The organism is Plesiomonas sp. ZOR0011 (genome assembly GCF_000800945.1).
GTDB classification, from domain to species: Bacteria; Pseudomonadota; Gammaproteobacteria; order Enterobacterales; family CAMTGL01; genus Plesiomonas; species Plesiomonas shigelloides.
Window position 1 is genome coordinate 112322 of the sequence record NZ_JRKB01000034.1, and the last position, 6395, is coordinate 118716.

The window sequence follows — 6395 nt, forward strand, 5'->3', positions numbered from 1 at the left end:
GCACAGCTTGTTGGTTTAGATTATTTTTCTTTAACGAAAGAACAAAATAATATAATAAAAAAGCAGACCTAAAGTCTGCTTTTTTGAATGACACAGGAAAGCCGCCGATTATTTGATCAGCTCAGCTTCTGTCGAGGGGACAATGATATTGGTTGCATGACAACCTTTGGGGCCGCGGTGCATTTCGAATTGCACCTCTTGTCCTGCTTTAAGCGTACGATAGCCATCCATTTGGATGATGGAATAGTGGGCGAAGATATCGTCACCACCATTGCTCGGACAGATGAAACCAAATCCCTTGGCATTGTTGAACCACTTAACAGTACCCGTTTCCATACCTCTACATCCCTCGAGTGATACCATACAGACATACCCGTGATGTAAAACAACAAATTCGGCCATCAGAGACAAAAAGCCACTGATTGGTCGAAATATACACACCACTTAGCGATACACTCTAGTAGAATTGATCGTAACGTCAAGGCGACAAAGGTCGCATTGAGGATGTCTTCACTAAAATTTCACCGAAATTAACATTTCATTCGCATCCGATGACCGTAAAGACTACGATAGAGTTATGAGTAATTTAGACTGGATTGGAATTGATGAGCTCGTCAGGGACGAAGAAAAAACAACGGTTAAGCCACCGTCTATGTATAAGGTTGTACTGAACAACGATGACTATACCCCGATGGATTTTGTTATCGAAGTGTTGGCTAAGTTCTTCAGCTTGGACATAGAGAAGGCGACACAATTAATGTTGACTGTGCACTATCAGGGTAAAGCAATTTGTGGCATTTTTACTGCTGAGGTAGCAGAGACAAAAGTTGTGCAAGTTAATCAGTATGCCCGTGAGCACGACCATCCATTGCTGTGTTCAATGGAAAAAGCCTGACACCGGAAAACTGAAAAGTTAACTGCTGTTAGCCATGCTCCCGGCATCTATCTCGGCGTCTAGGGGAGGTGCCTATGCTCAATAAAGAACTTGAATTAAGTCTGAACCTCGCATTTGCCAAAGCGCGTGAGCAACGGCATGAGTTCATGACCGTCGAGCACCTTTTGCTCGCACTGATTGATAACAGTTCAGCCCGTGAGGCATTGGAAGCCTGCTCCGTCAATCTGGATATGCTGCGTAACGATCTGTCGGTGTTTATCGAACAGACCACACCACTCATTGCCGAAGAAGACAGTGAGCGTGAAACGCAGCCGACCTTAAGTTTTCAACGAGTACTGCAGCGTGCGGTTTTCCACGTGCAGTCTTCCGGTCGTAGTGAAGTCTCCGGCGCTAATGTGCTGGTGGCTATCTTTAGCGAACAAGAATCTCAGGCCGCTTACCTGCTCAAAAAATACGATGTCAGCCGTCTGGATGTCGTGAACTTCATTTCGCACGGCATTCGTAAAGAAGCACCTAATCAAAGCAATTCCACCGGTAGCAGCAGTGCGCCGGGCAACGCTGCGTCGGCCGCCAATTCTGGCGAAGAGGGCGAAGAGCGTCTGGAAAGCTTTGCCACTAACTTGAACCAGCTGGCCCGTGTTGGCGGTATTGATCCGTTGATCGGCCGCGATAAAGAGCTGGAGCGTACTGTTCAGGTATTGTGCCGTCGCCGTAAAAATAACCCGTTGTTGGTCGGTGAGGCTGGGGTGGGTAAAACCGCGATTGCCGAAGGTCTGGCCTGGCGGATAGTGGAAGGCGATGTGCCGGAAATCATGCTCAACTGCGTGATTTACTCACTGGATATCGGCTCGTTGCTGGCGGGTACCAAATACCGTGGCGATTTTGAAAAACGCTTTAAAACCATCTTGCGTCAACTGGAGCGGGAAGAGAACGCCATCCTGTTTATCGATGAAATTCATACCATCATCGGTGCTGGGGCGGCCTCGGGTGGACAAGTGGATGCCGCGAACCTGATTAAACCGCTGCTCTCGGGCGGTAAGATTCGGGTGATGGGCTCTACCACGTATCAGGAATTTTCGAACATCTTCGAAAAAGACCGTGCTCTGGCGCGTCGCTTCCAGAAGATTGATGTGATTGAGCCGTCAGTAGACGAAACCACGAAGATCCTGATGGGCTTGAAGCCAAAATACGAAGCGCACCATGATGTTCGCTATACCAGCAAAGCGATCCGTGCTGCGGTGGAGCTGTCCGCTAAGTACATTAATGAGCGTCATCTGCCGGATAAGGCGATTGACGTGATTGACGAAGCCGGTGCTCGTTGCCGTTTAGCCCCAGCCGGCAAACGCAAGAAAACCGTTAACGTCAGCGACATTGAATCGGTAGTAGCGCGTATTGCCCGCATTCCAGAAAAATCAGTGTCTTCCAGTGATCGCGATATCCTGCGCTCGTTGGATGACAAGCTGAAAATGCTGGTCTTTGGTCAAGATAAAGCTATTGAAGTGCTGACTGAAGCCATCAAGATGAGCCGTGCGGGGTTGTCACAAGACAACAAACCGGTGGGTTCATTCTTGTTTGCTGGCCCAACTGGGGTGGGTAAAACCGAAGTCACCGTACAGCTGGCGCGCGCCATGGGGATTGAGCTGCTGCGCTTTGATATGTCCGAATACATGGAGCGTCACACAGTCAGTCGCCTGATTGGTGCGCCTCCAGGTTATGTCGGCTTTGATCAGGGCGGTTTGCTGACCGATGCGGTGATCAAGCATCCTCACTCGGTGGTTTTGCTGGATGAAATCGAAAAAGCGCACCCTGATGTCTTTAACCTGCTGTTGCAGGTGATGGATAACGGTACGCTGACCGATAACAATGGCCGCAAAGCGGATTTTCGTAACGTCGTGTTGGTGATGACCACCAACGCCGGTGTGCAGGAAACGCAGCGCAAATCCATTGGCTTCAAGCAGCAGGACAACAGCATCGATGCCTTGGGCGAAATCAAGAAGGTGTTTTCGCCAGAGTTCCGTAACCGTCTGGACAACATCATCTGGTTTAACCATCTGACACCGGAGATCATCCATCAGGTGGTCGACAAGTTCATCGTGCAGCTGCAAGCACAGTTGGATGCTAAAGGCGTCTCGATGGAAGTCAGCGCCGAAGCCCGCAACTGGTTGGCAGAGAAAGGTTATGATCAGGCGATGGGCGCACGTCCTATGAGTCGTGTGATTCAGGATAACCTGAAAAAACCACTGGCGAACGAGTTGCTGTTCGGTTCACTGACGCACGGTGGCGTGGTGAAAGTCGGGGTGGATACAGAAGGCAATGTGCTGACCTATCAGTTCAGCAGTGCCAGTACTCGCCGCGAAGAAGAGGGCATGGTGCATTAATCATTGCAAATGATTAATCACGTGATCGGCTCTTGTGCAGGTGCAAGAGCCAACTTCAAGACATAAAAAAACCCGGAGCAATCCGGGTTTTTTTATAACCGCGATTAGCGACTACGGAATACGATACGGCCTTTGCTCAGGTCGTAAGGAGTCATTTCCACGGTCACTTTATCGCCAGTCAGAATACGGATGTAGTTTTTGCGCATTTTGCCGGAGATGTGGGCAGTCACAACGTGACCGTTTTCCAGTTCTACACGAAACATGGTGTTTGGCAGCGTGTCCAGCACGGTACCTTGCATTTCAATGCTGTCTTCTTTAGACATCTATTCCTCGTTAAGGCTTACAACCTGAATAATAACCGGCAGATAATGCCGAAAAACGTCGATAGTGTAAAGGCAACAGGGCATTAAAGCTGGTTAAAACTCAGCATTCATTGACCCACTGCCAACCTGTCTGGGTTAATTCCTGTGCCGGACGGAAGCGTTTTTTATAAGACATCGCCCTGCAGGCATCAACTTGATAACCGGGATAGACCCAGCGTTTTCCACTCTGTTTTGCCCATTCCAGCTGTTTCATCAGCATCGCAACACCCGGTGAGTGGGCGCTCAGATCCGGATCAAAAAAGGTATAGCAGGCACTGAGTGCATCAGGTAATACATCTGTCACTGCTACCGCGACCAGACGATCCTCCAGATACATACAAAGATAAGCCACATCGAGCCACTGACATTCCGCAAAGGATTCAAACTGCGCTTTATCCGGCGGATACATACTGCCGCCAGCGTGACGGGCACTGATGTACCTGGCATACAGAGCGAAAAACTCAGGCGGTAGTTTATCATAAATTCGCCACGAGGCCGCACTCCAATATTTCATTGCCCGTTTTTGTGAACGGGAAGGGCTGAACTGTAGCGTACTGATCCGCAGGGATTTACACGCCGAACACGCCGGACAGTGTGGTCGATACAACGATTGTCCATTGCGCCGAAATCCGGCGGTCAACAATTGGCTGTAACCGTCAGGCGTTAGCCACTGCTCATCGAAGATAACGCCGACTTGCTCAGTCTCTGCCGGCAGATAGCTGCAGGTGCTCGGCGGGCTGAGCCACAACTGAATACAATGTGAAGTCTGTGATTCGGGCATAGTGTTTATCTTGATTCAAAAGGTCGCTGCACGTGCGGCATTAATCGGGCGTTCGGCTCAGAACATCGTCAGATGACATTGGCGGTTTTCCGTTACGCGATTCAAAACGGTAGGCCAATTCACGCGGCTGCCAGAAAGAGGCCGGTAATGACTGTGTCTGATGTTCGACTAAAATTCGCTGAAAATCGCTACGTGGCAGACTCACGGCGCCCAGCGAGGCTAAATGGGGATTCATTACCTGACAATCAATTAACGTGCCACCGGCCTGATAAAAGGCCTGATTAAACGTGAGTAACGCCGTTTTGGAGGCGTTATCCTGTAACGAAAACATCGACTCGCCACAAAATACCTGCCCGATCGCCACCCCATACAATCCACCCACCAACGTATCGCCTTGCCAAACTTCGATGGAATGTGCGATGCCTAAGTGATGCAGGTGCACATAAGCGGCCTGAATTTGATCTGAGATCCACGTTTCGCCGCTGCGCACATCTGCACAGTGGTGAATGACATCACTAAAGGCGCGATTTATGGTGACGCGAAACGGTGATTTTTTCAGCCACTTGCGCATACTGCGATTAGGTTGCAGCTGTGCGGGAAAAAATACCGCCCGTGGATCGGGCGACCACCAGAGTATAGGTTCGCCGGGGTTAAACCATGGGAAAATGCCATGGCGATAGGCATTCAGTAAGCGCTCGACACTCAGATCCCCACCAAAGGCAAGCAAGCCGTTCGGATCGGTGAGCGCCGAATCGATGGGCGGAAAATCTGTATTATCAGCAGAAAGTGCATGCAGCCACATGGTGCTTCTCTGTTACCACACTGAAATTTTTAACCTAACTGGAACGCCTTACCAAACAAGCGGTTAACCGGCGCTATAAAATAAAAGCGCCGTTGTTTAGCGTAAGAGCGCGACGCGGTAAATTTCCCCACTACTATGACCAGACTCATGTATGGCCAGACCCATGACCAAGCCATAGCAAAGCCGTAGCAAGAATGATTGCAAAACGGCAGTGGGGATCGCAAGTTACAAGCGCTGGTGCAGCTGATAATAACGCCCTTGTTGGGCCATTAGCTGGCTGTGGCTACCTTGCTCGATGATTTGCCCTTCTTCCATCACGCAGATCCGGTCGTATTGATCCAGTCCGCTTAGACGGTGGGTAACGGCAATCACCGATTTACCGCGGCTATGCGTTTCCAGCAGCGCTAAGATCTTATGCTCGGTATCGGCATCAAGCCCTTCTGTTGGCTCATCGAGCAGCATCAGGGGCGCGTTGTGCAGCAAGGCGCGGGCAATGCCTAAACGGCGCTGCTCACCACCAGACAGCGGACGGCCGCCATCGCCTAGCCACATATCCAGCCCTTCACCGTCCAGTAAGGTGTCGAGGCCAACGTCACGCAGCACATCACTTAAGTGCGCGTCACTGGCGCGTGGGTCGCCCAGCAGTAAGTTTTGGCGCAGGGTGGCGCTAAAAATGTGTACGCGCTGTGAGACCACTGAAATTGCTTGGCGCAGTTGGCTTTCCGGTAACAAACGGATATCGGTGTCACCTAACGCAATAGTGCCATGCTGTGGGTCATAGGCGCGAGTCAGCAAATTGAGCAAGGTCGACTTACCACAGCCGGTTTTTCCCAGCAGAGCGATCCGCTCACCTGCTGCAAGATGCAAACTGACATCGAGCAGAACCGGTTGGTCTGGCGTATAACCGAAAGTGACATGCTGGATATTGAGTTGTAGCGCCGGATTGGCAGCTGTTTCACCCGCACAGGCTTTATCTTCTGGCTCAGTTACAAACTGCACTTGCGGCGTTTGTGAAATCACATCTTGCACGCGCTCCGCTGAGGCCATGACTTGTCCCAAATGCAAGAAGGCAGAGGCTACCGGCGCCAGTGCTTCGAAAGCCGCTAAGGTGACGAATACAAACAGTGCCAGTAATGCTCCCGGATGCGGATTGCCGCCGACATGCTCGGCGGCTAGC

General features: G+C 50.8%; 7 protein-coding genes. 2 read left to right on the top strand and 5 right to left on the bottom strand.

Annotation, left to right across the window (positions count from 1 at the left end):
* Nucleotides 1-108: 108 nt before the first annotated feature.
* Nucleotides 109-336 carry a cold shock domain-containing protein CspD gene (gene cspD, locus L975_RS06275; RefSeq protein WP_010861789.1) on the bottom strand — a complete coding sequence of 76 codons (228 nt, stop codon included), beginning with the start codon at nt 334-336 and terminating at the stop codon, nt 109-111.
* Between the two features lie 241 nt (nt 337-577).
* Here cspD and clpS point away from each other — a divergent pair, with 241 nt between their 5' ends.
* Nucleotides 578-895: an ATP-dependent Clp protease adapter ClpS gene (clpS, locus tag L975_RS06280; RefSeq protein ID WP_010861788.1), complete on the top strand. Its 318-nt coding sequence runs from the start codon at nt 578-580 to the stop codon at nt 893-895.
* A 74-nt stretch (nt 896-969) separates the two neighbouring features.
* On the top strand, nt 970-3273 hold the full coding sequence (clpA, locus tag L975_RS06285) for an ATP-dependent Clp protease ATP-binding subunit ClpA (RefSeq protein ID WP_039045327.1): 2304 nt from the start codon (nt 970-972) through the stop codon (nt 3271-3273).
* Nucleotides 3274-3377: 104 nt separating this feature from the next.
* Here clpA and infA read toward each other — a convergent pair whose 3' ends face one another.
* The 4 genes from infA to L975_RS06305 all read right to left on the bottom strand — a co-directional run.
* Nucleotides 3378-3596, bottom strand: a complete 219-nt coding sequence (gene infA, locus L975_RS06290; RefSeq protein ID WP_010861786.1) for a translation initiation factor IF-1 — start codon at nt 3594-3596, stop codon at nt 3378-3380.
* 100 nt (nt 3597-3696) lie between these two features.
* Nucleotides 3697-4416 carry an arginyltransferase gene (locus L975_RS06295; protein ID WP_039045326.1) on the bottom strand — a complete coding sequence of 240 codons (720 nt, stop codon included), beginning with the start codon at nt 4414-4416 and terminating at the stop codon, nt 3697-3699.
* A 40-nt stretch (nt 4417-4456) separates the two neighbouring features.
* A complete protein-coding gene (gene aat / locus L975_RS06300; RefSeq protein WP_052181312.1) occupies nt 4457-5218 on the bottom strand; it encodes a leucyl/phenylalanyl-tRNA--protein transferase in 762 nt (253 codons plus the stop codon).
* A gap of 225 nt (nt 5219-5443) precedes the next feature.
* Nucleotides 5444-6395: ATP-binding cassette domain-containing protein (locus L975_RS06305; protein ID WP_047707745.1), on the bottom strand; the 952-nt coding region annotated here is incomplete at its 5' end.